This is a genomic window from Cellulomonas cellasea, from assembly GCF_030372105.1.
GTDB classification, from domain to species: Bacteria; Actinomycetota; Actinomycetes; order Actinomycetales; family Cellulomonadaceae; genus Cellulomonas_A; species Cellulomonas_A cellasea_A.
The window spans coordinates 241787-264743 of record NZ_JAUDBQ010000002.1 but is presented as its reverse complement, the minus strand read 5'-3'; the positions used below and the strand labels follow the sequence as shown (position 1 = coordinate 264743).

Annotated in this window: 21 protein-coding genes; 14 read left to right on the top strand and 7 right to left on the bottom strand. The window is 72.3% G+C overall.

What is annotated here, in order from left to right:
- Window positions 1-153 precede the first annotated feature (153 nt).
- Entirely contained in the window at window positions 154-783 is a 630-nt protein-coding gene (locus tag QUV83_RS03115) for a TetR/AcrR family transcriptional regulator C-terminal domain-containing protein (protein ID WP_289562548.1), read from the bottom strand.
- A gap of 64 nt (window positions 784-847) precedes the next feature.
- Here QUV83_RS03115 and QUV83_RS03110 point away from each other — a divergent pair, with 64 nt between their 5' ends.
- The 7 genes from QUV83_RS03110 (at window position 848) to QUV83_RS03080 (ending at window position 10480) form a co-directional block, all read left to right on the top strand.
- Window positions 848-1798 (top strand): quinone oxidoreductase family protein, encoded by a 951-nt coding sequence (locus tag QUV83_RS03110; protein ID WP_289562546.1) that lies wholly within the window; start codon window positions 848-850, stop codon window positions 1796-1798.
- 243 nt (window positions 1799-2041) lie between these two features.
- Window positions 2042-4084, top strand: a complete 2043-nt coding sequence (locus tag QUV83_RS03105) for a beta-galactosidase (protein WP_289562544.1) — start codon at window positions 2042-2044, stop codon at window positions 4082-4084.
- Window positions 4081-5007: a carbohydrate ABC transporter permease gene (locus QUV83_RS03100; RefSeq protein WP_289562542.1), complete on the top strand. Its 927-nt coding sequence runs from the start codon at window positions 4081-4083 to the stop codon at window positions 5005-5007. Before QUV83_RS03105 ends, QUV83_RS03100 begins: the two co-directional genes overlap by 4 nt.
- Window positions 5004-5903, top strand: a complete 900-nt coding sequence (locus QUV83_RS03095) for a carbohydrate ABC transporter permease (protein ID WP_436231870.1) — start codon at window positions 5004-5006, stop codon at window positions 5901-5903. Before QUV83_RS03100 ends, QUV83_RS03095 begins: the two co-directional genes overlap by 4 nt.
- A gap of 74 nt (window positions 5904-5977) precedes the next feature.
- Complete coding sequence (locus QUV83_RS03090; RefSeq protein WP_289562540.1) at window positions 5978-7309, top strand: ABC transporter substrate-binding protein; 1332 nt, start codon at window positions 5978-5980, stop codon at window positions 7307-7309.
- 4 nt (window positions 7310-7313) lie between these two features.
- Window positions 7314-9467 (top strand): alpha-galactosidase, encoded by a 2154-nt coding sequence (locus QUV83_RS03085; protein ID WP_289562538.1) that lies wholly within the window; start codon window positions 7314-7316, stop codon window positions 9465-9467.
- Window positions 9464-10480 carry a LacI family DNA-binding transcriptional regulator gene (locus QUV83_RS03080; RefSeq protein WP_289562536.1) on the top strand — a complete coding sequence of 339 codons (1017 nt, stop codon included), beginning with the start codon at window positions 9464-9466 and terminating at the stop codon, window positions 10478-10480. The genes QUV83_RS03085 and QUV83_RS03080 overlap by 4 nt, the downstream gene beginning before the upstream one ends.
- Here QUV83_RS03080 and QUV83_RS03075 read toward each other — a convergent pair whose 3' ends face one another.
- Window positions 10481-11068, bottom strand: a complete 588-nt coding sequence (locus QUV83_RS03075; protein WP_289562531.1) for a TetR/AcrR family transcriptional regulator — start codon at window positions 11066-11068, stop codon at window positions 10481-10483.
- Between the two features lie 152 nt (window positions 11069-11220).
- On the opposite strand from QUV83_RS03075, the gene QUV83_RS03070 reads away from it, so the two are divergent.
- Together QUV83_RS03070 and QUV83_RS03065 are read left to right on the top strand one after the other, a co-directional pair.
- A complete protein-coding gene (locus QUV83_RS03070) occupies window positions 11221-12258 on the top strand; it encodes an aldo/keto reductase (RefSeq protein WP_289562530.1) in 1038 nt (345 codons plus the stop codon).
- A 151-nt stretch (window positions 12259-12409) separates the two neighbouring features.
- Window positions 12410-13438 carry a zinc-dependent alcohol dehydrogenase gene (locus QUV83_RS03065; RefSeq protein WP_289562528.1) on the top strand — a complete coding sequence of 343 codons (1029 nt, stop codon included), beginning with the start codon at window positions 12410-12412 and terminating at the stop codon, window positions 13436-13438.
- 71 nt (window positions 13439-13509) lie between these two features.
- On the opposite strand, the gene QUV83_RS03060 is transcribed toward QUV83_RS03065, so the two are convergent.
- Window positions 13510-13848, bottom strand: a complete 339-nt coding sequence (locus tag QUV83_RS03060; RefSeq protein WP_289562526.1) for a DUF5808 domain-containing protein — start codon at window positions 13846-13848, stop codon at window positions 13510-13512.
- Between the two features lie 351 nt (window positions 13849-14199).
- Between QUV83_RS03060 and QUV83_RS03055 the strand changes: the two genes are divergently transcribed.
- From QUV83_RS03055 to rlmC, 5 genes are all read left to right on the top strand, one after another.
- Window positions 14200-15012 carry an SDR family NAD(P)-dependent oxidoreductase gene (locus QUV83_RS03055; protein WP_289562524.1) on the top strand — a complete coding sequence of 271 codons (813 nt, stop codon included), beginning with the start codon at window positions 14200-14202 and terminating at the stop codon, window positions 15010-15012.
- 104 nt (window positions 15013-15116) lie between these two features.
- Window positions 15117-15803, top strand: a complete 687-nt coding sequence (locus tag QUV83_RS03050) for a uridine kinase family protein (RefSeq protein ID WP_289562522.1) — start codon at window positions 15117-15119, stop codon at window positions 15801-15803.
- 80 nt (window positions 15804-15883) lie between these two features.
- Window positions 15884-17575: a long-chain-fatty-acid--CoA ligase gene (locus tag QUV83_RS03045; RefSeq protein ID WP_289562520.1), complete on the top strand. Its 1692-nt coding sequence runs from the start codon at window positions 15884-15886 to the stop codon at window positions 17573-17575.
- 16 nt (window positions 17576-17591) lie between these two features.
- The gene (locus tag QUV83_RS03040) at window positions 17592-18320 is read left to right on the top strand and encodes a SprT-like domain-containing protein (RefSeq protein ID WP_289562519.1); all 729 of its coding nucleotides are present in this window, start codon (window positions 17592-17594) and stop codon (window positions 18318-18320) included.
- Between the two features lie 10 nt (window positions 18321-18330).
- On the top strand, window positions 18331-19455 hold the full coding sequence (gene rlmC / locus QUV83_RS03035) for a 23S rRNA (uracil(747)-C(5))-methyltransferase RlmC (protein WP_289562518.1): 1125 nt from the start codon (window positions 18331-18333) through the stop codon (window positions 19453-19455).
- A 7-nt stretch (window positions 19456-19462) separates the two neighbouring features.
- On the opposite strand, the gene QUV83_RS03030 is transcribed toward rlmC, so the two are convergent.
- The 4 genes from QUV83_RS03030 to QUV83_RS03015 all read right to left on the bottom strand — a co-directional run bounded on the left by QUV83_RS03030 (window position 19463) and on the right by QUV83_RS03015 (window position 22839).
- On the bottom strand, window positions 19463-19729 hold the full coding sequence (locus tag QUV83_RS03030) for a metal-sensitive transcriptional regulator (RefSeq protein WP_289562516.1): 267 nt from the start codon (window positions 19727-19729) through the stop codon (window positions 19463-19465).
- Window positions 19730-19995: 266 nt separating this feature from the next.
- Entirely contained in the window at window positions 19996-20376 is a 381-nt protein-coding gene (locus tag QUV83_RS03025) for a rhodanese-like domain-containing protein (RefSeq protein ID WP_289562515.1), read from the bottom strand.
- Window positions 20373-22166 (bottom strand): FAD-dependent oxidoreductase, encoded by a 1794-nt coding sequence (locus QUV83_RS03020; protein WP_289562513.1) that lies wholly within the window; start codon window positions 22164-22166, stop codon window positions 20373-20375. Before QUV83_RS03020 ends, QUV83_RS03025 begins: the two co-directional genes overlap by 4 nt.
- 34 nt (window positions 22167-22200) lie before the next feature.
- Window positions 22201-22839 (bottom strand): hypothetical protein, encoded by a 639-nt coding sequence (locus QUV83_RS03015; protein ID WP_289562512.1) that lies wholly within the window; start codon window positions 22837-22839, stop codon window positions 22201-22203.
- Window positions 22840-22957 lie beyond the last annotated feature (118 nt).

The window sequence follows — 22957 nt, the reverse complement described above, 5'->3', positions numbered from 1 at the left end:
GATAGTGCCTTCCCGCAAGCGCGGCATCGGCCCGCGTACCGCAGGCGCATCACCTTCGTCGTCGGCATCCCGCCCTCGGCGCCACTCGTCATGCCTGGAGCATCGGCCGGAGATGCGAGCGACTGAAGGGACGGATGAGCGCCCGACGCCCGGTCAGGATCCGAGCTGGGCGTCGATCCCGGTCAGCACGATCGCGAGTTGGCGCTCGAATCGAGCGTCCTCGTCGCCGCGCGCGTGGCCTGCCGCGACGACGAGGGGCGCTTCATCGCCGACCATCGCGTCACGTGCCTCGAGGGAGTACCGCGCCGCGTCGGACTGGCTGCGCTCCTGCTCCTCGATGACGAACCCGACGACGAAGGACGTCACCAGATCGACGGCGTCCATGGCGTCGGCCAGCTGGAGCCCGGCCGCTGTCCAGGAGCGCAGCCACACCTCCTGTGCCCGCAGCGCCTCGGGGTCGGTGAGGCGCGTTCCGCTGAACGTGCGCGCGCCGTCGCGATGCGCCAGGTACTCGGCGCGCAGGATGCGGGCGTAGCCCTCGAGGCTCTCCCGCCAGTCCCGGCCGGCGAAGCCTGCGATGAAGGCCGCGTTCACGCGCCGCTGGATCTCCGTGCCCATCTCGTCGAGCAGTTCCTGCTTGTCGTGGACGTGCCAGTACAACGCGGGGGCTTTCACCTCGAGCCGCGTGGCCACCGCGCGCACCGTCACGCCGTCGATCCCGTGCTCGTCGAGCTGGTCCAGTGCGGCCGCCACGATCCGCTCGCGGCTCAGTCTCTTGGTCACGGTTGACACCTTAACAACGTTAAGCGACAGTGGAAGTTCATTGAACTTAGTTAAGGAGGCTGTCATGCGCGCTGCAGTTGTCGCGGGGCCCGGCGCTGGTCCCGTCTGCTCGGACTTCCCCGAGCCCGAGCCGATGCCCGGCCAGGAGTCGCTCGAACTCGTCGCCGCGGGGGTGCACCGGGTCACCAAGGCGATCGCCGCCGGCCAGCACTACGGGAGCGAGCGCCGCTACCCCCTGGTCGCCGGGGTCGACGCCGTCGCGCGGACCGCCGACGGGCGCCTGGTGTTCACGGGATTCCCGCGTGCGCCGTGGGGCACCATGGCCGAGCGGCTCGTCACGCCGTTCAGCCTGGAACTGCCCCACGGCGCCGACCCGCTCGCGATCGCCGCCGGCGTCAACCCGGGGATGTCGGGCTGGTTCGCGCTGACGGGGCGCCGCGAGGAGCGCGGCGGGCTCGGCACGGTGCTCGTGCTGGGCGCCACCGGTATGTCCGGGAGCATGGCGGTCCAGTCGGCATTCGCCCTCGGCGCCCAGCGGGTCGTGGCTGTGGGCCGCAACCCCGAGGCCCTTGAGCGGCTCGCCGCGCGCGGGGCGACGACCGTGTCCCTCGCCACGGGCGACCCGGCGGCCGCGATCGCGGGGGCGCTCGGCGACGACACGCCGTCCCTGGTGCTCGACTACCTCTGGGGCCCGGTCGCCGAGGCGACGTTCGCCGTCCTCGGCCGACGCGGCCTGGCCGAGGATGAGGGCGACATCACCTACGTGCAGATCGGCTCACTCGGCGGACCGGACGCGGCAGTGCCGGCCGCGCTGCTCCGCAGCCGCAAGATCCGGATCGTCGGCAGCGGCGCGGGCTCGGTCTCCGCCGAGCGGACGATGGCCGAGCTGCCGCGCATCATGCGGCTCATCGCCGACGGCGCCCTCGAGGCTCCCGCGACGGCGTACTCGCTGGAGCGGGTCGGGGAGGCGTGGGCCCACGGCGGTCCGAGCCGCGCGGTCGTCGTGCCCGGCTGACCGATCAGCCCGGCCACGGCGACGTGCGCTCGTTCGCCGCCGTGGCCGACGCCGCTCAGGTCCAGCGCGATCCGGTTCATCTGACCCGTCGCGGGTGAGCCCGTATCGGGACTGTTGACACGAAATCGACATCCTGCCTAGTGTGTGCACGTTCACACAATCTCGACGGCGAGAACGTGCGACACGATGTGTGCACGTGCACACACTGTGTCGGACTCCCGCCGCACGACGGGCAGGGAGCACATGAACTCGCCGGAAGTCGTCCTCGGAGCCGGGGACACCACCACGCGCGGCATCGCGTTCGGGTGCGACTACAACCCCGAGCAGTGGGACCGCGACGTGTGGCGCGAGGACGCCCGGCTCATGCGCGAGGCCGGCGTCGACCTGGTCGCCGTCAACATCTTCGGCTGGTCGCACATCGAGCCGCGGCCGGGGGAGCACGACTGGTCCGGCCTCGACGAGATCGTCGACCTGCTCCACGAGAACGGCATCCGGGTGAACCTCGGCACCGGCACGTCCTCGCCGCCGCCGTGGCTCACGACGCTGCACCCCGAGATCCTCCCCGTCATGGCGGACGGCACGACCCGGTGGCCGGGAGGTCGCCAGGCGTGGTGCCCGAGCTCCGCCGAGTTCCGCCGCCGCGCGCTCGCGCTGGTCGCCCAGGTCGCGAAGCGCTACGGAGAGCACCCCGCGGTCGCGCTGTGGCACGTGTCCAACGAGCTCGGCTGCCACAACGCGCTCTGCTACTGCGACGAGTCCGCCGCCGCGTTCCGGATCTGGCTCGAGCGCCGCTACGGCACGGTCGACGCGCTCAACGCCGCGTGGGGGACGAGCTTCTGGAGCCAGCGGTACGCGGACTTTGCCGACGTGCTCCCGCCGCGGGCCACGATCTCGCTCGGCAACCCCGCGCAGGCCGTCGACTTCCACCGCTTCAGCTCGGACGCGCTGCTCGACCACCACCGCGCCGAGGCGGAGGTGCTCCGGCGGTTCTCGAACGCCCCCGTCACGACGAACTTCATGGTCACCGCCCACATCCGCAACCTCGACTACTGGTCGTGGGCGCCTGAGATGGACGTCGTCGCGAACGACCACTACCTCGACCACCGGCTCGACGACCCGCGCTCCGAGCTGTCGTTCGCGGCCGATCTGACCCGCGGGCTCGCCGGGGGAGCGCCATGGCTGCTCATGGAGCAGTCGACGAGCGCCGTGAACTGGCAGCCGGTCAACGTGGCCAAGGATCCGGGCCAGATGACCCGCAACTCCCTCACGCACGTGGCGCGCGGCGCGGACGGCGTCTGCTTCTTCCAGTGGCGGGCGTCGGCGCAGGGCGCTGAGAAGTTCCACTCGGCGCTCGTCCCACATGCCGGCACGGACACGGAGGTGTGGCGCGAGGTCGTCGAGCTCGGCGCGACGCTCGACCGGCTCGACGAGGTCGCGGGCACCCGCGTCATCGCCGACACCGCGCTGCTGTTCAGCTGGGAGTCCTGGTGGGCCGCCGACGGCGAGGCACGGCCCTCGCACGCCGTGCGGTACCTCGACCAGGTGCACGCCGCGTACCGGGCCCTGCACCAGCTGGGCGTGACGGTCGACGTCGTCGGCCCCGACAGCGACCTGAGCGGATACCGGCTCGTCGTGGTGCCCGCCCTGCACATGGTCTCGGACGCGCAGGCGGCCCGGGTGAGCGGGCACGTCGAGGCCGGCGGGCATGCGGTCGTCACGTTCAACTCGGGCATCGTCGACCAAGATGACCGGGTGCGGCTCGGCGGGTACCCGGGCGCGTTCCGTGACCTGCTCGGCGTCGTCAGCGAGGAGATCGTGCCGCTGCTGCCCGGGCAGCGGGTCGCGCTCGACTCGGGCGCCCACGCGTCGCTGTGGACCGAGCGGCTCCGCACCACCGACGCGGCCGTCGTCGCCTCCTACGCCGACGGCCCGCTCGCCGGAGTGCCGGCGATCACACGGGCCGAGCGCGGCGCGGGCGCCGCCTGGTACATCGCGACGGCGCTCGACGACCCCGACCTGCGCGATGTCATGCGCTCCGCGGTGGCCGGCGCCGGTGTCGCGGCGACCGGCCCGGAGAGCGACGGGTCGGTCGAGGTGGTCCGCCGCGCGGGCGGCGGTCGCAGCTACGTCTTCGTCATCAACCACTCGCACCGCGATCTCGAGCACCCGGCCACCGGGCACGAGCTCGTCACCGACCAACGAGCCGATGGCCTCGTCCACGTCCCCGCCGGAAGCGTGCGGGTCGTCCGGGAGGGCACACCAGTCCGGGAGGGCACACCCGCATGACGAGCACCCAGACCCTCGCCCCCGCGCCGACGCGGGCCTCGCAGCCCTGGCGCCGCGTTCCCGTCCCGCATAAGCGCGCGATCGCGTTCTTCGTGCTGCCGTTCGGGGTGCTGTTCGCGCTGTTCTACGCGCTGCCCATCGGCTACGCGGTGTGGCAGTCGCTCCTCGTCGTCGAGCGTGAGGGCACGTTCGGCGCCCCGCGCCAGGTGTTCGGCGGGCTCACGCAGTACGCCCAGGTCTTCGAGAACGGGCCGTTCTGGAGCTCGGTCGGGCGCGTGCTGGCCTTCGGGGTCGTCCAGGTCCCCGTGATGCTCGCGCTCGCGCTCGTGTTCGCGCTGCTCCTCGACTCGCCGCTGCTGCGGGGCAAGAGGTTCTTCCGGCTCGCGTTCTTCGTGCCGTACGCGGTGCCCGGCGTCGTCGCGGCGATCATGTGGGGCTTCCTGTACTCCCCGAACCTCTCGCCGTTCACCGCTGTCACCGGGCGGGTCGACCTGCTCTCCGCGGACCTCGTGCTGTGGGCGATGGCCAACGTCGTCACGTGGGTCTACGTCGGCTACAACATGCTGATCATCTACTCCTCGCTCCTCGCGATCCCCACCGAGGTGTACGAGGCCGCACGGCTCGACGGCGCGGGACAGCTGCGGATCGCCTGGTCGATCAAGATCCCGTTGGTGATCCCGGCGATCGTGCTCACGACGGTGTTCTCGATCATCGGCACCCTCCAGTTGCTCGCAGAGCCGCAGGTGTTCCGCTCGTTCAGCTCCGCGGTGACGAGCACGTTCACCCCGAACCTCACCGTCTACTCGACGTCGTCCGTGCCGAACTTCCACCTCGCCGCGGCGTTCTCGGTCGTGCTCGCGCTCGCGACGTTCGTGCTCTCGTTCACGTTCCTCAAGCTGACCCAGAAGAAGGGCGTCCAGTGAGCGCCGCCGTCCGCACCGCCCCCCAGCCCACGGCCTCGCCGGCGGCCTCGCGGGGCGTCCAGGAGAGCTTGTTCTCGCGCGCCGGCGCGATGCTCGTCATGGGCGTCTTCACGCTCTACTTCCTCGTCCCGATCTGGTGGCTGATCGTCTCCGCGACGAAGGACCGCGGGCAGTTCACCAGCACGAACCCGCTGTGGTTCGCCGATATGAACCTGGTCGAGAACGTCAGCGCGCTGCTGCGCTACGACGGCGGGATCTTCGCGCGGTGGATCGGCAACTCGCTCGCCTACACCGCGGGCGGCGCGCTGCTCGGCACCGTGCTCGCCTCGATGTGCGGGTACGCCCTCGCGAAGTACCGGTTCCGCGGCCGCGACACGCTGTTCAACGTGGTCCTCGGCGGCGTCCTCGTCCCGGCGACGGCGCTCGCGCTCCCGCTCTTCCTGATCTTCAGCCAGGTCAACCTGACGAACACGTTCTGGGCGGTGTTCCTGCCGAGCCTGGTCAGCCCGTTCGGGGTGTACCTGACGCGGATCTATGCCGCGGCGAGCGTGCCCGACGAGCTGCTCGAGGCCGCACGGCTCGACGGGTCGGGCGAGGTCCGCACGTTCTTCACGGTGTCGGTGCGGCTCATGTTCCCCGCGCTCGTGACCGTGTTCCTGTTCCAGTTCGTCGCGATCTGGAACAACTTCTTCCTCCCGCTGATCATGCTCCGCGACGAGGCCGTCTTCCCCGTGACGCTCGGCCTCTACTCCTGGAACACCCAGGTGAACCAGATCCCCGAGCTGCGCGGCCACGTGCTCGTCGGGGCGTTGCTCGCGATCATCCCGCTGATCGTCGTCTTCCTGCTGCTGCAGCGCTTCTGGCGCAACGGGCTCGGAGCCGGCTCGGTGAAGTGACCGCTCGTCGATCGACCGCTCATCGCCCGGCGGCGCCCTGCCTGCCGTGCGCCCTTCCACAGATAAGGACAACCATGCGTCTCACCAAGGCCGCCAGCGTCGGCGCCCTCACCGCGGTCGCCCTGCTCGTCGCCGGCTGCTCGTCGAGCGACGGCTCCTCCTCCGGGGGTGACGCCGCCGGCGCCTGCGAGCCGTCGGACGGCGCTGTCGAGCTCACGTTCACAACGTGGATCCCGGGCATCGAGGAGGTCGTCGATGTCTGGAACGAGGCGAACGCCGACATCCAGGTGACAGTGCAGACCGGGCCCAACGGCAACGGCGGCACCTACCAGAACTTCTTCAACCAGCTCAAGGCCGGCAACGCGCCCGACCTCGGGCAGATCGAGTACGACGCGCTGCCGAACTTCCGCGTCCAGAACGGGCTCACCGACCTCGGGGCGTGCGCCGACGTGCTGGCCGCGCAGGGCGACTTCGTCGACTGGACCTGGGACCAGGTGAGCTTCGGCGAGGACGGGCACGCGTACGCGATCCCGCAGGACGCCGGCCCGATGGCGCTCTTCTACCGCGCCGACTTGTTCGAGGCGAACGGCATTGCCGTCCCGACGACGTGGGCCGAGTACGCCGCCGCGGCGGAGAAGGTCAAGGCCGCCGGCGGGCACATCACGAACTTCTCGCAGAGCGACGTCAACCAGTTCGCGGGCCTCGTGTGGCAGGCGGGCGGCACCTGGTTCTCGAACGAGGGAGACGAGTGGGGCGTCGACCTCGCGGGCGAGGAGTCCACGCAGGTCGCCGAGTACTGGCAGGACCTCATCGACCGGGACCTCGTCTCGAGCGTCCCGCCGTGGACGAGCGAGTGGGACAACGCCTACAACACCGGCGCCGCGTGGACGTGGGTCTCGGCGGTGTGGGGCGCCAACTCGATCTCGAGCGGCGCCCCCGACACCGCGGGCAAGTGGGCCGTCGCGCCCATGCCGCAGTGGGAGGCGGGCGACGAGGCCGCCGGCAACTGGGGCGGTTCGTCGACAGCTGTCTTCCGCGGCTCGGAGCACGTCTACGAGGCCTCGAAGTTCGCGCTGTGGCTCAACACGTCCGACGAGGCGCTCACGCTGCTCAACAAGGGCGCGAACCTCTACCCGGCGACGAAGGCCGGCGCGGCCCTGCCGGCGCTCGCGGAGGGCGTCGAGTTCTACGGCGGCCAGGCGATCTACGACGTGTTCGCCGAGGCCTCGACGCAGGTCCCCGCGGGCTTCACGTGGGGCCCGACGATGACGCAGGTCTACGCGGACGTCTCCGACGGCTTCAAGGGCGCGGTCTCCGGGTCGGGGACGCTCCTCGCGTCGCTCGAGTCGGCGCAGGGATCGACGATCTCGACGCTCGAGTCGCAGTCCATCCCCGTCGCCAAGTGACCGCATGATCCAGCACCTGCGCGCAGCAGGGTCGAGCCTCGTGCTCGACGTCCCGGTGCGGGGCGGTGGGGACCTCCCCGCCGTCCTGCACTGGGGGCGCGACCTCGGCCCGCTCGACGACGACTCCCTCGCCGGGCTCGCGGTGGCGCTGGTCCCGGCCGTCCCGCCGAGCGCGATCGACACCCCGCTGCGCCTGTCGATCCTGCCGACCCGTGAGCAGGGGTGGACGGGGCGGCCGGGCTTCGAGGGCTTCTGGTCGGGCTCGGGGGAGCCGGCGGCTGCGCTGGTCATGGCCGGCGCCGAGCCGGTGGGCGACCGCGCGATCCGGCTGCGCCTGGCCGACGCCGCGGGCACGCTCGCGGTGACGACCGACGTCGAGCTCACCGAGCACGGCGTCCTCCGCGTCCGCAGCACCCTCGAGAACCGGGGTGACGACACGTTCGTGCTGGGGGCGCTCGACGCGTCCCTGCCGGCCCCGGACCGCGCCCGCGAGGTGCTCGACTTCACCGGGCTGTGGGCGCATGAGCGGCGACCGCAGCGACTGACGCTCGGCCACGGAGCGTGGACGCGCGAGACGCGCCACGGCCGGCCCGGCCACGACGACCCCTTCCTGCTGGTCGCGGGGACGCCAGGGTTCGGGTTCCGCTCGGGCGAGGTCTGGGCGACGCACGTCGCGTGGAGCGGCGACAAGCGCCAGTGGGCCGAGCGACAGGCCCTGGGCCATGCCCTCCTAGGTGGCGGCGAGCTGCTCGCGCCCGGCGAGGTGCGGCTCGCGCCGGGCGGGCGGTACACCGCGCCGTGGCTCGTGGCGGCGTGGTCCGACGCCGGGCTCGACGGCCTGTCCGACCGGTTCCACCCGTGGATCCGGTCCTGGTCGACGATCCGGCGCGCACGGCCCGTCGTGCTCAACACCTGGGAGGCCGTCTACTTCGACCACGACCACGCGACGCTCAACCGCCTGGTGGACGCCGCGGCCGACGTGGGGGTTGAGCGGTTCGTGCTCGACGACGGCTGGTTCACCGGCCGCACCGACGCCGCCCGTGCGCTCGGCGATTGGACTGTCGACCCGGTCGCGTGGCCCGACGGCCTGCACCCGCTCGTCGAACGTGTTCACGCGCGCGGCATGGAATTCGGGCTCTGGGTCGAGCCGGAGATGGTCAGCCCCGACTCCGACCTCGCGCGAGCCCACCCCGACTGGGTGGTGGGCGGCTCGAGCCTGCCGACGTGGCGTGACCAGCGCACACTCGACCTCGGCCACCCCGACGCGTACGCGCACGTGCGCGACGCCCTCGCCGCGCTGCTCGACGAGTACCCGATCACCTCGCTCAAGTGGGACCACAACCGCGACCTGCTGCACGGCTCGGCGCACCGCCAGACGACCGCGCTGTACCGGCTGCTCGACGAGCTGCGCGCACGGTTCCCCGCGGTGGAGATCGAGTCGTGCGCGTCCGGGGGAGCGCGCATCGACCTGGGGATCCTCGAGCGCGTCGACCGCGTGTGGACGTCCGACACGAACGACCCGCTCGAGCGCCAGGGCATCCAGCGCTGGACCGGGGTGCTGGTGCCTCCCGAGTACCTGGGCGGCCACCTCGGGGCGCCCCGCGCCCATACGACCGGACGCGTCGCGAGCACCGGCTTCCGGTGCGCCACGGCCATGTTCGGCAGCGCCGGGATCGAGTGGGACCTCACCCGCGCGGGCGCCGACGAGCTCGACGAGGTCCGGGCCTGGGTCGCCGACCACGTGGCCGGACGCGGACTGCTCCACTCGGGGCGGGTCGTCCGTGCCGACAGCGCGGACCCGGGCGTGCTGGTGCACGGCGTCGTCGCCCCCGACGGCAGTGCGGCGTTGTTCGCGGTCGTCGCCCTCGCGGCGGCCGAGGCGGCGCTGCCCGCGCCGGTGCGGCTCGTCGGCCTCGACCCGGAGCGCGTCTACCGCGTCCGGACTGTCGGGGCGCCGCCGCTGCTGGTGCAGGCCGCGCCCCCGCCCTGGCTCGCGCGCGGCGAGGCCACGCTGCCCGGACGGGTCCTCGTCGACGTCGGGCTCGCCGCGCCGCTGCTCGCCCCGGAGAACGCCGTGCTGCTCGCAGTCGACGCGGTCGAGGCGGTGGGCCCGGCGGGCCCGATCGGCCCGGCCGACGACGTTACATTCGACCCATGACCCCTCCAGGCCGGCGCCGCGCCACGATCCACGACGTCGCCGCCGAGGCGGGGGTCTCGCGGGGGACCGTGTCCCGGCTGCTCAACGGCACGTCCTACGTCTCGTCCGAGGCGCGCGAGGCGATCGAGAAGGCCATCGCCAAGGTCGGCTACGTGCAGAACACCGCCGCGCGCAACCTCGTGACGCGGCGCTCGCGGGCCGTCGGCTTCGTGGTCCACGAGCCGCACGAGCTGTTCCTCGACGACCCGAACATCGGCGCGATCCTGCTGGGCGCCAACGAGGTGGTCTCCGAGGCGGACTTCCAGCTCGTGGTCCTCGTGCTCGACTCGGAGCGCGACAGCCAGCGCGTCGCCGACTATCTGCGCGGCGGGTTCGTCGACGGCGCGGTGCTCGTCTCCGCCCGCCAGCACGACACGATCGCAGGCGCCGTCGAGCGCCTCGGGCTGCCCGCCGTCTTCATCGGGCATCCCCCGGGGCACCCCGCGATCCCGTACGTCGGCATCGACAACCGCTCGGCCGCGCGCTCGGTGACGCAGGAGCTGCTCGGCACCGGGCGGCAGCGGGTGGCGATGGTCGCGTGCGCGCTCGACCGCGACTCCGGCTCCGACCGGCTGGCGGGGTTCCGCGACGCGCTCGGCGAGCAGTTCGACCCCCGGCTCGTCGTCGACCACCCGTTGTACTCGTACGCGAGCGGCCTCGAGGGCGCCCGCGAGCTGCTGCGCCGCGAGCCGGCGATCGACGGCATCTTCGCCGCGTCGGACGCGGTCGCCGCCGGGGTGCTCGAGGCGCTGCGCGAGGCCGGCCGCTCGGTGCCGGGCGACGTCGGCGTCGTCGGCTTCGACGACAGCGCCTGGGCGGTGCGCTGCGTGCCCGCGCTGTCCACGGTGCGCCAGCCCGCGCGCCTGATGGGGCGCCGCGCCGCGGAGATCGTGCTCGGCCAGATCGAGGGCGTCGAGGTGGAGCCGGGTGGCGCGCTGCTCGACACCGAGGTGGTCTGGCGCGCGTCGGCGTGACTAGTCCCGGCGCAGGCCCGCGACGACGAGTTCCACCATGCGGCGCGCGTCGTAGCGGGAGTCGTCTCCTGAGCCGATGCAGAGGTTCCCGATGCCGCGCATGAGTGTGTAGGCATCCAGGTCAGGCCGGATCTCGCCTGAGGCGGCGGCCGCGTCGATCAGTTGCGCGCACACCGGGACGAGCCGATCGACGAAGTACGCGTGCAGGGCGTCGAAGGATGGGCTGTCGGACTGCAGCGCCTCGGCGAGGCCGTGCTTGGTGACGAGGAAGTCCACGAAGAGGTCGATCCAGGCCGCCAGTGCCGCCTGCGGTGTGCTGCTGGACTCCAGCAGGGCTGGCCCGGCCTCCGCGCAGGCCTCGACCTGGTGCCGGTACACGGCCACGATCAGGTCCGCGCGGGTGGGGAAGTGGCGGTAGATCGTGCCCATCCCCACGCCGGCCCTGGCCGCGATGTCGCGCACGGGAGCCTCGACCCCTGAGGCGACGAACGCGGCGGCGGCCGCGGCGAGCAGCGTCGCCTCGTTGCGCCGGGCGTCGGCCCGTTTGCGCGGCGTCGCCGGCCCTGAGGTGCTGCGGGTGTCGGCCATCGTGCCCTCCATCTCCGTCGATCTCTTGTCAACCGGAACAGCGCTCCGTATAGTCGAGACCGGAGCAATGCTCCGGTTTTCTGAGCATGGCAGGCAGCAGGCATGAACAGCAAGCGGCTCGCTCCACGCCGCCCACCCACCCAGGAGGAACCATGCTCTACCGCACCTTGGGCCGCACCGGTGTGCAGGTCAGCTCGCTCGCGCTCGGCGCGATGAACTTCGGGGCGATCGGCGACACCACCCAGGACGACGCCACTGCGATGGTGGACGTCGCCCTCGAGGCGGGCGTCAACCTCATCGACACCGCCGACATGTACAGCCAGGGCGGGTCCGAGGAGATGGTCGGCAAGGCCATCGCCGGCCGACGCGACGACATCGTGCTGGCCACGAAGGCGAGCATGCCCATGGGCGACGAGCCCAACCACCGAGGAGCCTCGCGCCGTTGGCTGGTCGCCGAGCTCGACCACTCCCTGCAGCGCCTCGGCGTCGATCACGTCGACCTGTTCCAGATCCACCGCTGGGACCCGACCACCAGCGACGAGGAGACGCTCTCGGCGCTGACCGACCTGCAGCGCGCGGGCAAGATCCGCTACTTCGGCTCCTCGACGTTCCCGGCGTACCGCATCGTCCAGGCCGAGTGGGCCGCCCGCGAGAACCGCCTGGGCCGGTACGTCACCGAGCAGCCCAGCTACTCGATCCTGCAGCGAGGCATCGAGGCGCACGTGCTGCCCGTGACCCAGGAGTACGGGATCGGCGTGCTTGTGTGGAGCCCGCTGGCCTCAGGCTGGCTGTCCGGCGCGGTCCGCCAGGGGCGCGAGATCGCCACCCACCGCTCCGCGTTCATGCCGCAGCGGTTCGACCTCGCCATCCCGGCCAACCAAGCCCGGATGGACGCCGTCGAGAAGCTGGCGAAGGTCGCCGACGAGGCGGGCCTGACGATGATCCAGCTCGCCCTCGGCTTCGTGACCGCCCACCCCGCGGTGACGAGCGCGATCATCGGGCCCCGCACCATGGACCACCTCACGTCGCAGCTCGCCGCCGCGGACACCGTGCTCACCGCCGATGTGCTCGACGCCGTCGACGCGATCGTGGCCCCGGGCGTCGACCTCGCCCCCGAGGAGAAGTTCGACGTGCCGCCGGCGCTGCTCGACCCGTCGCTGCGCAGGCGCGGACGCGACGACGGCCGGTAGGCGCGACGGGGACGTCGCCTGATCGGACGCAGGGACCTTGGCCCGACGTCGTGGCTGGCCAGGCCGCCTAGTGTCCGAAGGGTGACGGCGTCGTCCCCCGGCGCCTCCCCGCAATGTCGCGGGGTCGCACATTGGCGCAAAGGAGCAGTCGATGAAGGCAGCGTTCGTGACCGGTCCGAACACCCTCGAGATCCGGGAGGTCCCCGATCCTGTTCCGGGCGACCGCGACGTCGTCGTGAAGATGCGCGCGTGCGGCATCTGCGGCTCGGACACGTCGTACTACGTGATGGGCGCCCTGCCCGGCTATCCGGCCATGCCCGGCGGGCTGCCGATCGGGCATGAGCCGACGGGAGTGGTCTCGGCGGTCGGCAAGGACGTGACCGGGCTGGCCGAGGGCGACGCGGTCTTCATCAACCCGATGGCGGCGCCGAGCGGCGTGATCGGCAACGGCGGCCGCCTCGGCGCGCTCGCGGAGTACGTGCTCGTCGAGGACTGCGAGGTGGGCGTCAGCGTCAAGAAGATCCGCGACGACATCCCGTTCGAGGTGACGGCGCTCAACGAGCCGATGGCCGTCGCGCTGCACGCGGTCAACCGGGGCGAGCCGCTGCCCACCGACAAGGTGGTGATCTTCGGCGCAGGCCCGATCGGCCTGGGCGCGCTGATCTGGCTGAAGCTGCGCGGCGTCGACCACGTGGTCGTGGCCGACGTCCAGCAGGACCGGCTCGACCTGGCGAAGCGCATGGGCGCCGACGCGGTGCTCGACTCCAGCGGCAGTCCCGAGGAGGTCACCGCCCAGCTGATGGAGCTCCACGGCTCGGCGGCCAACGGCATCGGGCTGCCGCGCGCGGGCACGGACCTGTACATCGACGTGGCGGGCGCACAGGCGTCCTTCGACGCGATCGTGGCCTCGGCCAAGACGCGGGCCCGGGTCTCGACGGCGGGTGTCTACAAGCACGCGCTCTCCCTGGACATGAGCATGGCGCTCATGGCGGAGCTCGACCTGCGGTGGGCGATGGGCTACCCGACGGAGATCTTCGACGTGACCGACCAGCTGGCGGAGCACTGGGAGCAGTTCGCCCCGATGATCAGCCACCGGATCCCGTTCGCGGACCTGCAGAAGGGCTTCGACCTGCTGACGACGCCGAGCGGCGCGGTGAAGGTGTCGATCCTGTTCGACTGAGTGGTCCGGAACTGAGTGGAGAGCCGGGCCCGACGACGCGAGGCAGCGTCGTCGGGCCCGGCCCCGACACGTCAGCTAGCGGAGACGCGCCGCCGTGCGAGGGCGGCCAGGCGACCGAAGTTCACCGTCCAGCCGACGCCGAACACCTCCGGCTTCACCACCTGGGCGTCATCCGGCGCCCACATCCGCTCACGGACCCGGTCGAGGGTGGGCCTGCGGAAGTCGTAGGGGACGAACCTGGCGACGTTGCCGTGCCACGTCCTCTGATCCTGCGGTGTGCGGAGCTCCTTGACGATGGCGGCGATGGTCAGCGCGATCACGATCAGCCGGATCACGCTCGCCAGGCCGCCGGAGTCCTTCTTCTTGTGCGGGCCGTCGTGCGAGCCCATGGCCTGGTGATGCGAACCCACGATGGCCTCCTCATCCGGTGACAGTGCGTCCATGCTCCACCTGGCAGGGCTCGGTGGCCAGGGACCACTGTCGCGAGGCGGTAACCTGGTCTCGCTGCGATCGCCGCAAGGCTGATCGCGCACTCGAAGGCCGTCATCCCTCTCGCCGGGGGTGGCGGTCCTTCTTGTTTCCCGGCTGTGCCGAGCCACGGCTGAGGTCGAGTCGGCGAAACCGTGACGGACCTCGGTCCTGGTGCGGGCTGTATGCCTCCCCACCTGCGACGTCGCGCAGGCTGACGTCGGGCCGTAGGTCCTGTTGAGCCGGTGGTCCCCGGGTTTAACCTTGCGGTGACTCCACAGGAGGTGTCCCCAATGAAGGTGACAGACAAGACCATCGCGGTAACCGGCGGCGGCAACGGAATCGGCCGGGAGCTGGTCCTGGGCCTCCTTGAGCGCGGCGCGCGCGTGGCGGCGCTCGACATCAGCGAAGACGGCCTGAAGGCCACGCTGGACCGCGCGGGCAGCCGGTCGGACAGGCTCTCGACGCACGTCGTGGACATCACCGACCGCGCGGCGGTCGAGGCGTTGCCCGCGGCGATCATCGCGGAGCACGGCCAGGTGGACGGGCTGATCAACTGCGCCGGGGTGATCCAGCCGTTCGTGCCGCTGATCGACCTCGACTACCCGTCCATCGAGCGCGTCATGGCCATCAACTTCTGGGGCCTGATGCACACCACCAAGGCGTTCCTGCCGTATCTGGTCGCCAGGCCGAGCGCGCACATCGTCAACGTCTCCAGCATGGGCGGGTTCATCCCCGTGCCCGGGCAGACCGTGTACGGCGCGTCGAAGGCAGCCGTGAAGCTGCTGACCGAGGGGCTGCATTCCGAGCTCGCGGAGACGCCGGTGTCGGTGACCGTGGTGTTCCCGGGCGCGATCCACACAGAGATCACCAAGAACTCGGGCGTGGAGATGCACGGGAAGCCTGACGCGGCCACGGCGGACCAGTCGAAGCACAAGATGACCTCGGCCCCCGACGCGGCTCGCATCATCCTCGACGGGATGGAACGCGACGCCTACCGGGTCACGGTCGGCAAGGACGCCACGATGCTGGACCGCCTGGCGCGGCTGTCGCCCCGGCGGTCCGCGGCGCTCATCCAGAAGAAGATGAAGGACCTGCTCGACTGACGAGCTTCCGGTCCCGGCTGGGCCCACCCCACCTCCAGCCGGGGCCGGTTTCACACCGGCCGGTTTCCCACCCGCGCTGGCCTGTCGGGCGGCATGCTGTGGGCGTGACCGTGACCCTGACCCCGCACGCGGGCGAGCCCGTCGCCGCGCCCTGGACCGCAGCCTCGACCGACGACCTGCTGCGCCTGCTCGGCGCCACTCGGGGCGCCCCCACCGGCAGGCCGAGGATCGTCGCGGTCGACGGCCGCAGCGCTGGCGGCAAGACGACCCTCGCGGCACGCATGAACGCCGCCGTCCCCGCCTCGGCCATCGTCCACACCGACGACGTGGCTTGGAACGAGTCGTTCTTCGGCTGGGCGCCACTGCTCGTCAGCGGGGTGCTCGAGCCGCTGCGCCGCGGGCTCGCCGTCTCCTACCAACCGCCCGCCTGGCCGGCGCATGGGCGCGACGGCGCCATCGAGGTCCCCGCCGGGCTCGACCTCGTGATCGTCGAGGGCGTCGGCGCCAGCCAGCGCGCGCTCACCGGGCTGCTGGACGCGGCCGTGTGGGTGCAGTCCGACGCCGCCGAGGCGGAGCGCCGGGGCATCGCCCGCGACATCGCGCAGGGCGTGAACGGCGACGAGGCGGCCAGCATCGAGTTCTGGCACGGCTGGATGGCCCAGGAGCTGCCGTTCCTCGCCGACGACCGGCCGTGGGAGCGGGCCGACGTGATCGTCTGCGGCACACCGGGCCTGGTGACGGACGCCGAGGCGTCGCCCACTGGGCACGAGGTCCTGCTCGCAGTGCCCTAGACCCCTGGATGCGGGTGATGTGGCGCAGTCGAGCCCCGAGTTGAGCACAGGCGCCCAGCGGCGCGCGAGACAATGGCCGCATGTCGACGACTGACCAGCAGCACCCCTGGGTGAAGAACTACCAGCCGGGCGTGCCGGCCGAGATCGACCTGCCCACCGAGTCCCTCGTGGCGTTGTTCGAGCGCTCGGTGGCCGAGGGCGGGAGCCATCCGGCGTTGGAGTTCTTCGGTCGTCGCACCACGTACACCGAGCTCGGCGACCAGGTGGCGCGCGCGGCGGAGGGGCTGCGCAAGCTCGGGGTGCGGGCGGGGGACCGGGTGGCGTTGGCGCTGCCGAACTGCCCGCAGCACGTGATCGCGTTCTACGCGGTGCTCCGGCTGGGCGCCATCGCTGTGGAGCACAACCCGCTCTACACGTCCCGCGAGCTGCGGCACCTCTTCGAGGACCACCAGGCCCGTGTGGTCATCGCCTGGGACAAGGCAGTCCCCGCGATCCAGGCGTTCCCCGCCGATGTGGAGATCGACCACATCGTCTCGGTGAACCTGCTCAAGGCGTTCCCGACGGTCAAGCGCCTGGCCCTGGGCCTGCCGGTGAAGAAGCTGCGCGCGACGCGCGACGCGCTGACGGCCCCGGCGCCGGGGACCATCCCGTGGGAGAAGCTGCTCTCCGCCGATCCGATCGACGGCGCGCACCCGCGCCCGGCCGTGGAGGACCTGGCCGCCATCCAGTACACGTCGGGCACCACGGGCCTGCCCAAGGGCGCGATGCTCACGCACTTCAACCTGTACTCCAACGCGCTCCAGGGCGAGGCGTGGATGCACGGCGCGGAGCTCCGCAAGGAGGTCTTCTACGCGATCCTGCCGATGTTCCACGCATTCGGGATGACGCTGTACCTGACGTACGGCATCCGCAAGCAGGCCCTGATCGTGCTGTTCCCGAAGTTCGACCCGGACCTCATCCTCGACGCGATGAAGAAGTCCCCGGCGACGGTGTACTGCGCGGTGCCGCCCATCTATGAGCGGACGGCGTTGGCCGCGAAGGAGAAGGGCGTCTCGCTGCGCTCGTGCAAGTACTGCATCTCCGGCGCGATGAACCTGCCGCCGCACGTCGTGGAGTTGTGGGAGTCGGTGTCCGGCGGCCTGCTGGTCGAGGGATACGGCATGACGGAGTCCTCGCCGGTGGCCCTGGGCAACCCGTTCCACCCGACGCGCCGCACGGGCACCATCGGGGTGCCGTTCCCGTCGACGTCGATGCGCGTCGTCGACGTGAACGACCCGACTGTCGACGTGGCGCAGGGGGAGCCGGGCGAGCTGCTGCTGCAGGGGCCGCAGGTGTTCCAGGGCTACTGGAACAACCCGGAGGAGACGGCGAAGACCCTGCTGCCCGGCGGGTGGCTGCGCACGGGCGACATCGTCACGGTGGACGAGGACGGCTTCACGACGATCGTGGACCGCGCCAAGGAGATCATCATCACGGGCGGCTTCAACGTCTCCCCGTCCGAGGTGGAGGCCGTGCTGCGGCTGCACCCGGACGTCGCGGACGTCGCGGTGATCGGCAAGCCGCTCGAGCGGGGCGGCGAGATGGTCGTCGCGGCTGTCGAGCTGGAGCCGGGCGTCGCGCTCGACGAGGAGGCGCTGCGGGCGTTCTGCCGCGAGCGGCTGGCCGCCTACAAGGTGCCGCGCCGCGTGGTGCAGATCCAGGACACGCCCCGTTCGATGCTCGGCAAGGTGCTCCGCAAGCAGGTGCGCGAGCAGGTCATCCCGACGCTCTGAGGGCGGGGTGGACCTGATGGAGGCCCAGCGCATGGCGCGGGGCCTGATGGCGGAGCACGGACTGAAGCGCTGGACCCTGGTGCTCGACCGGGCCAAGACGCGGGCCGGGGTGTGCCGGGCGGGGCGGCGCGAGATCGGGCTGTCGCGTGAGCTGACGGCGCTGCACTCGGTGGAGCAGGTCCGCGACACGGTGCTGCATGAGATCGCCCACGCGCTCGTGGGGCCGGGGCACGGGCATGACGCGGTGTGGCGGGCGACGGCTGTGCGGATCGGCGGCAGCGGCGAGCGGTGTGTGCCGTCCGACGCACCGAAGGTCGAGGGGCCGTGGGTGGGGGTGTGCCCGGCGGGGCATCGCATGAGCGTGCACCGGCGGCCGGTGCGGGTGCGGACCTGCCCGACGTGCTCGCCGACGCTGGACCTGGACGCGTTGTACACGTGGACGCTGCGGGGCCAGCCGGCGCCGATGCACCCGGCGTACGTGGCGGAGTTGGCGCATGTCCGGGCCGCGGCGCGCCACGGCGGCTCTGGCGCGCGCGTGGGCGCGCCGGGCGGCGCCGTCGACCTGGAACCGGGGGAGCGGGTGCGGCTGCTCGGAGGCGGCAAGTACGCGGGCCTGGTCGGGGTCATCGAGAAGCGTGGGCGCACCCGGTACGCAGTGCGGACCCCGCGCGGCTTGGTGAGCGCCCCGTTCACGCTCGTCGGGCGGCTGGCGGAGCCGTCCAGGGCTCCCGGGTCCGTCACGTAGGCTCGCGCCCATGCACTGCTCGTACTTCGCCGCAGCGCAGTGCCGCTCCTGCACGTTGATGGGGCAGCCGTACGCCGAGCAGCTCGCGGGCAAGCAGCGCCACGCCGACCTCGCCCTCGGGCGCCCCGAGGGCTTGCAGTGGCTGCCCCCGGTCGCCAGCCCCGAGTCGGGCTTCCGCAACAAGGCGAAGCTGGTGGTGGGCGGCGACGCGCACGAGCCGACGCTGGGCATCCTCGACGCCGACGGGCGCGGGGTGGACCTGCGCTTGTGCGGGCTCTACACCCCGGGACTGCGGGCGGCGTTCCCGGTGCTGGCCGAGTTCGTGGCGCGCGCCGCGATCGCGCCGTACAGCGTGCCGCAGCGCACCGGCGAGCTGAAGTATCTGCTGGTCACCGAGTCGCCCGACGGCGAGCTCATGCTGCGGCTGGTGTTGCGGTCGCAGGAGTCCGTCGCCCGGATCCGCAAGCACCTGCCGTGGTTGCGGTCGGCGTTGCCGCGGCTGGCGGTCGTGTCCGTGAACCTGCACCCCGAGCACAAGGCGACGGTCGAGGGTGAGCGGGAGATCGTGCTCACCGAGCAGCAGACGCTGCGGATGCGCCTGGGCGGCGTCGACCTGCACCTGCGCCCGCAGAGCTTCTTCCAGACGAACACCGGCGTCGCCGCGGCGCTCTACCGGCAGGCCGCCGCCTGGGTGGCCGAGAAGTCGCCCGCCTCGGTGTGGGACCTGTACTGCGGGGTCGGCGGTTTCGCGCTGCACGTCGCCGAGCCCGAGCGCGAGGTGGTCGGCATCGAGACCAGCGTGGAGGCGGTGGCGAGCGCGCGGCTCAGCGCGGAGGAGGCCGGCCTGGGCCGAGTGACGTTCGAGGCCGGCGACGCGACGGCGTTCGCGCTCGCGGCTGAGCGGGTGCCCGACCTGGTCGTGGTGAACCCGCCCCGGCGCGGGCTCGGCGAGGACCTCAGCCGCTGGCTCGAGGAGTCCTCGGCGCGGCACGTCGTGTACTCGAGCTGCCATGCGGGGTCGCTGGCCCGCGACCTCGCGTTGATGCCGTCGCTGCGCCCACGCCAGGCGCAGGTGCTCGACATGTTTCCCCAGACGGCGCACTACGAGGTGCTGACCCTGCTCGAGCGGGCCTAGGGCGCAGTCAGGCCAGCGAGAGGAAGAGCTTCTCGAGCTTCTGCACGTCCAGCGTCTGCTCGCCCTCGTCGGACTTCGTCATGCACTGCCGCATGCCCGAGGCGATGATCGCGAACCCGGCGCGGTCCAGGGCGCGGGACACGGCCGAGAGCTGGGTGACGACGTCCTCGCAGTCCCGGCCCTCGTCGAGCATCCGCACCACGGCGTTGAGCTGCCCTTGGGCGCGCTTGAGCCGGTTGCTGACCTTGGCCATCTCGTCCCTGTCGAGCTCCATGCCGGTTCCTCCTCGGTGACTGCTGGGCACGATACCCCGCTGGGTATCGGTGGGTGGCGCCGCGGCAGGGCCCGGCGCCGCCTTGTCGTGGGCGCTGCTCAGCGGCGGCACGTGCACCGCTGATCGGCGGCGACCTGCGACATCACGTCGTCGACATGCAGGCCGCAGCCGTCCCAGGTCGTCTTGCCGCAGGTGGCGCAGGGAACGGGGAAGCACATGGGGAACTCCTTCAAACGGGGTGGGTGTGGTGGTGAGGTGTGGGGGAGTCAGCGCCGCACGGCGCCGCCCGCGGCCTGCCAGGCGCCGATGCCGCCCGAGAGACTCGTCGCGTCCAGGCCGAGGGCGCGCAGCCGCTTCGCGCCGGTGCGCGAGCGCATCCCGCTGGCGCACATCACGACGACGGGCCGGCCCTTGGCGACGCGTTGCGCGGCCTTGTCGATCTCGGCCAGGGGGATGTGCACGGCCTGCGGGGCGTGGCCGGCACGCCACTCGCCGCGCTCGCGGACGTCGACCAGCGACGCGCCGTCTCGCACGAGCTCGAGCGCCCGGGCGGCGTCCACTGTCGCGCGCAGCCGCCCGTCGTCCTGGCCGCGGCCCAGCAGCCTGCGCATGCGGTCGCCGAGGGACGGCGTGGGGGTGGTGCTCATGCGGGGATCTCCTCCGGGTCGTTGGTCACGCGGGTCGTGGGCACGCGCGGGGGAAGGGGCGCCGCGGATCGGCGGGCCGCCTCGAGCGTGAGCCAGCCTCCCGAGAGGTTGCTGGCGTCCACGCCATGCGCCAGCAGGATGCGGGTGGCCAGGTAGGAGCGGACGCCGCTGGCGCAGTGCACCTTCACCGGGCGGCCGTCGGCGGCCTCGAGCACCTCGTCCAGGCGGGCGCGCAGCTCGGTGTGCGGGATGTTCAGGGCGCCGTCCAGGTGGCCGGCCGCGAACTCCGCGGCGGAGCGCACGTCCAGCACCAGGCTGGTGCGCAGCGCCTCGTCGAGGTCCCAGGCCTGCCACTGCGGCATGGCGCCGCTGAGCACGTTCTGCGCCACGAATCCCAGCATGTTCACCGGGTCCTTGGCGGAGCCGTACGGCGGGGCGTAGGCGAGCTCGAGCTCGGCCAGGTCGTCTGCTGTCATCTCGGCGCGCAGCGCGGTGGCGAGCACGTCGATGCGCTTGTCCACCCCGGACCGGCCCACGGCCTGGGCGCCCAGCAGGCGGCCGTCGGGCGCGAAGGACGCCGTCAGGTGCATCGTCTCGGCGCCGGGGTAGTAGCCGGCGTGGTGCGCGGGGTGCAGGTGCACCACCTCATGCGCGATGCCCGCCTGGCGCAGCGTGGCCTGGCTGGCGCCGGTGACGGCTGCGGTGAGGCCGAAGACGCGCACGATGGCGGTTCCGAGCACTGTGGCCTGCGGGGTGGTGCGGCGCCCGGTCATGGAGTCGGCGGCGCGGCGGCCTTGGCGGTTGGCCGGGCCGGCCAGCGGGACGGGCCCGACGGCGCCGGTGACGGCGTGCACCACCTCGACCGCGTCGCCCACGGCCCAGATGTGCGGGTCGGAGGTGCGCTGGTCCGCGTCGACTGTGATGGCGCCGGTGGGGCCGGTGTCGAGGCCCGCCTCGCGGGCGAGGTCGCCGGCGGGGCGCACCCCGACGTTGACCACGACGAGGTCGGCGGCGAGCCGCGTGCCGTCGGACAGGGCCACGGTGACGCGGTGGCTGTCGGCGGCGGGGTGGACCGACTGGGCCGAGACGCCGAGGTGCAGGCCGACGCCGTGATCCGCGAGCTCGTCGGCCAGCAGCGGCGCGAGCTCGGCGTCGAGCGGGGGCAGCACCTGGTCGGCCAGTTCCACCAGGTCGACGCGCACCCCGCGTGCGGTGAGCGCCTCCACAGCCTCGAGGCCAATGAACCCGGCGCCCACCACGACGGCGCGCGGGGCGGCGCCCGGGGTCTGCGCGGAGGTGATCCGGTCGACCTCGGCGCGCAGCGCGTCGACGTCCGGGATGGTCCGCAGGGTGTGCACGGCGGGGTGGTCGAGGCCGTCGATCGGGGGCCGCACGGCGACGCCGCCCGGCGCGAGCAGCAGCGCGTCGTAGCCGATCTGGTGCTCGCCGTGCGGGCCGCGGACGGTGACGGCCTGGGCCGCGGGGTCCACGGCCACGACCTCGTGGCGGGTCCGGACGTCGAGGTCGAGGGCGCGCGCGAGCGACTGGGGCGTGTGCAGCAGCAGGTCGTCGCGGCGCTCGATCTCGCCGGACAGGTGGTACGGCAGGCCGCAGTTCGCGAACGACACGTGCTCAGACTTCTCGAGCACGATGATCTCGGCGCGCTCGTCGTTGCGGCGGGCGCGGGCGGCGGCGCTCATGCCGCCAGCGACACCGCCGACGATGACGATCCGGCGGGCGGCGGCGCCGTCGGTGACGGGGGTGGTGCGGGGGGTCAGGTGCTGGTCCACACCCCGACTATATACCCCCGGGGGTATAGGTTGGTCAGCGGCTGAAGCCGAACCGGTCCACCCTGCGGTGGAACCGCATGCCTCCCATGCCGCCCAGCACCGAGCCCACCAGGCTCGCCACCGCGATCACGACCAGTGCGACCACCCCCGCGAACGTGAGGGAGCCCTCGTCCAGTGGCACCGTCGGAACGCCATTCAGCTCCGCCAGCACGTTGTAGCGGGCGCCGGCGATCGCCGTGAGGACGGCCACCGCCACCGACAGCACCACGGCCCACAGCCACACGGCGACGCCCTGCCGCGCGCCGTTGAAGCGCGCCATCCGCCCGGCCACGTACCCGCCGCAGTAGTAGGCCACCAGGACGACCAGCAGCAGGAGGATGCCGGAGACGATCCCGACGGTCGTCGGATCGGCGGCGGCCTGGTCCGTCGCCGCGTCGATGTCGGTGTTGCTGGCCGCGCCGATCGCGATGCCCACCGCCGCCACGATGGCGGTCAGCAGCACGACCGTGCCCGTCGCGGTGAGCCATCCGAAGAACGCGGAGCCCACCTTGACGCCGCCGAACCGCTCCCGCTCGCGCTCCACCACCGCGTCGCCGATGCGCGCCGCGCTGGAGCCGTGGGGCTCTGGCCGGTAGGCGGGTGGCTGGTCGTGGGGGTCCATCGGGGTGCTCATCAGCCGGCCTCCTCAGGAGTGCGGGAGCCGAGGCCGCCGGGACAACCGCAGGGTCCGAGGCCGCGCTCTCGGCTCGTCCACCCGTGTCCGAATGGACCCCACCACGCTACGCACGGCG

Coding starts and splice junctions, on each gene's coding strand:
- rlmC (WP_289562518.1), top strand. CDS start 18,331: ATGCACTGCTCGTACTTCGCCGCAGCGCAGTGCCGCTCCTGCACGTTG.
- QUV83_RS03100 (WP_289562542.1), top strand. CDS start 4,081: ATGACGAGCACCCAGACCCTCGCCCCCGCGCCGACGCGGGCCTCGCAG.
- QUV83_RS03025 (WP_289562515.1), bottom strand. CDS start 20,376: ATGAGCACCACCCCCACGCCGTCCCTCGGCGACCGCATGCGCAGGCTG.
- QUV83_RS03105 (WP_289562544.1), top strand. CDS start 2,042: ATGAACTCGCCGGAAGTCGTCCTCGGAGCCGGGGACACCACCACGCGC.
- QUV83_RS03070 (WP_289562530.1), top strand. CDS start 11,221: ATGCTCTACCGCACCTTGGGCCGCACCGGTGTGCAGGTCAGCTCGCTC.
- QUV83_RS03090 (WP_289562540.1), top strand. CDS start 5,978: ATGCGTCTCACCAAGGCCGCCAGCGTCGGCGCCCTCACCGCGGTCGCC.
- QUV83_RS03030 (WP_289562516.1), bottom strand. CDS start 19,729: ATGGAGCTCGACAGGGACGAGATGGCCAAGGTCAGCAACCGGCTCAAG.
- QUV83_RS03075 (WP_289562531.1), bottom strand. CDS start 11,068: ATGGCCGACACCCGCAGCACCTCAGGGCCGGCGACGCCGCGCAAACGG.
- QUV83_RS03065 (WP_289562528.1), top strand. CDS start 12,410: ATGAAGGCAGCGTTCGTGACCGGTCCGAACACCCTCGAGATCCGGGAG.
- QUV83_RS03040 (WP_289562519.1), top strand. CDS start 17,592: ATGGAGGCCCAGCGCATGGCGCGGGGCCTGATGGCGGAGCACGGACTG.
- QUV83_RS03080 (WP_289562536.1), top strand. CDS start 9,464: ATGACCCCTCCAGGCCGGCGCCGCGCCACGATCCACGACGTCGCCGCC.
- QUV83_RS03085 (WP_289562538.1), top strand. CDS start 7,314: ATGATCCAGCACCTGCGCGCAGCAGGGTCGAGCCTCGTGCTCGACGTC.
- QUV83_RS03055 (WP_289562524.1), top strand. CDS start 14,200: ATGAAGGTGACAGACAAGACCATCGCGGTAACCGGCGGCGGCAACGGA.
- QUV83_RS03015 (WP_289562512.1), bottom strand. CDS start 22,839: ATGAGCACCCCGATGGACCCCCACGACCAGCCACCCGCCTACCGGCCA.
- QUV83_RS03110 (WP_289562546.1), top strand. CDS start 848: ATGCGCGCTGCAGTTGTCGCGGGGCCCGGCGCTGGTCCCGTCTGCTCG.
- QUV83_RS03045 (WP_289562520.1), top strand. CDS start 15,884: ATGTCGACGACTGACCAGCAGCACCCCTGGGTGAAGAACTACCAGCCG.